The organism is Aeromicrobium sp. 50.2.37, from assembly GCF_024655735.1.
In the GTDB taxonomy this organism is placed as follows: domain Bacteria; phylum Actinomycetota; class Actinomycetes; order Propionibacteriales; family Nocardioidaceae; genus Aeromicrobium.
In genome coordinates this window covers 1-2052 of record NZ_JANLGG010000029.1, presented here as the reverse complement: position 1 = coordinate 2052, position 2052 = coordinate 1, and the positions used below count along the sequence as shown (strand labels likewise).

The 2052-nt window shown below is 70.1% G+C and carries 1 protein-coding gene; it reads right to left on the bottom strand.

All coding sequences use genetic code 11. The features are described 5' to 3' along the window. Positions 1 to 37: 37 nt before the first annotated feature. A partial coding sequence (infB, locus tag NUV38_RS14285) for a translation initiation factor IF-2 (protein WP_257729763.1) occupies positions 38 to 2052 on the bottom strand: 2015 nt, incomplete at its 5' end.

Below are 2052 nucleotides of genomic sequence, written 5' to 3'. Positions count from 1 at the left end.
CGCCCCCCCCCCCCCCCCCCCGTCGAGGGGTCGAACATCAGGCGCGCGGCTTCTCGCGCAGCTCGAACATCTCCACGACGTCGTCGATCTTGATGTCGCCGTAGCCACGGAGCACCAGACCGCACTCGAAGCCCTCGCGGACCTCGGACACGTCGTCCTTCTCGCGCCGCAGGCTCGAGAGGTCGAGGTTGTCGGCCACCACGGCACCGTCGCGCAGCAGGCGAGCCTTGGCGTTGCGCCGCAGCGTGCCGCTCGTGACCATGCAGCCGGCGATGTTGCCGATCTTGGACGAGCGGAAGATCTCGCGGATCTGCGCCGTGCCCAGCTGGACCTCTTCGAACTCCGGCTTGAGCATGCCCTTGAGGGCCGCCTCGATCTCGTCGATCGCCTGGTAGATCACCGAGTAGTACTTGATCTCGACGCCCTCGCGGTCGGCGAGCTCGGTGGCCTTGCCCTGCGGCCGGACGTTGAAGCCGATGATGACGGCGTTCGACGCGGCAGCCAGGTTGACGTCGGTCTCGGTGATCGCACCGACGCCGCGGTCGATGACCCGCAGGTCGACCTCCTCGCCGACGTCGATGTTGGCGAGCGCGTCCTCGAGAGCCTCGACCGAGCCGGAGCCGTCACCCTTCAGGATGAGCAGCAGCTCGTCGGTCTCGCCCTTCTCCATCGAGGACATGAAGTCCTCGAGGGTGCGGCGACCACTGCGCTTGGCGAGCAGCGCGTTGCGCTCGCGCGCCTCGCGCTTCTCGGCCACCTGGCGAGCCAGGCGGTCGTCGGCGACGACCATGAAGTTGTCGCCGGCGCCGGGAACGGCGGTGAGGCCGAGCACGAGCGCGGGACGCGACGGCGTGGCCTCCTCGATGTTCTCGCCGTGCTCGTCGAGCATCGCGCGGACACGACCGAAGGCCGGTCCGGCGACGAGCGAGTCGCCCACGCGCAGGGTGCCGCGGTGCACCAGCACCGTGGCGACCGGGCCGCGACCACGGTCCAGGTGCGCCTCGATGACCAGGCCCTCGGCGTTCTGCGTCGGGTTGGCGCGCAGGTCGAGCTCGGCGTCCGCGGTCAGCACGACTGCGGCGAGCAGGTCCTCCAGGCCCGTCCCGGCCTTGGCCGAGACGTCGACGAACATCGTGTCGCCGCCGTACTCCTCGGGCACGAGTCCGTACTCGGTGAGCTGACCGCGAGCCTTGGTCGGATCGGCGTCGGGCTTGTCGATCTTGTTGACCGCGACGACGATCGGCACGCCGGCCGCCTTCGCGTGGTTGAGCGCCTCGACCGTCTGCGGCATGACGCCGTCGTCGGCCGCGACCACGAGGATCGCGATGTCGGTCGCCTGCGCACCACGGGCACGCATGGCCGTGAAGGCCTCGTGACCGGGGGTGTCGATCAGGGTGATGCGACGCTCGTCGCCCTCGACCTCGGTGGCGACCTGGTAGGCGCCGATGGTCTGCGTGATGCCACCGGCCTCCTTGTCGACCACGTTGCTGGAGCGCAGCGCGTCGAGGAGCTTGGTCTTGCCGTGGTCGACGTGACCCATGACCGTGACGACCGGCGGCCGCGCGATGAGGTCCGCGTCGTCGCCCTCGTTCTCGCCGAACTCCAGCGAGAACGACTCGAGCAGCTCGCGGTCCTCGTCCTCGGGCGAGATGACCTCGACCGTGTAGTTGAGCTCTTCACCGAGCAGCTGCAGCGTCTCGTCGTTGGCCGACTGGGTGGCCGTGACGACCTCGCCCAGGTGGAACAGCACCTCGACGAGCGATGCCGCGTCGACGCCGATCTTGTCGGCGAAGTCGCTCAGCGACGAACCGCGGGTGAGACGGATCGTCTCGCCGTTGCCCTTGCGCACACGCACGCCGCCGATGGCGGGTGCCTGCATCTGGTCGAATTCCTGACGCTTCGCGCGCTTGCTCTTGCGTCCGCGTCGGACCGGGCCACCGGCGCGACCGAACGCGCCCTGCGTGCCACCGCGGCCACCGGGACGGTTGCCGCCGGGACGACCACCGGGGCCACCGAAGCCGCCACCGCCGCCGGGGCGACCGGCGAAGCCGC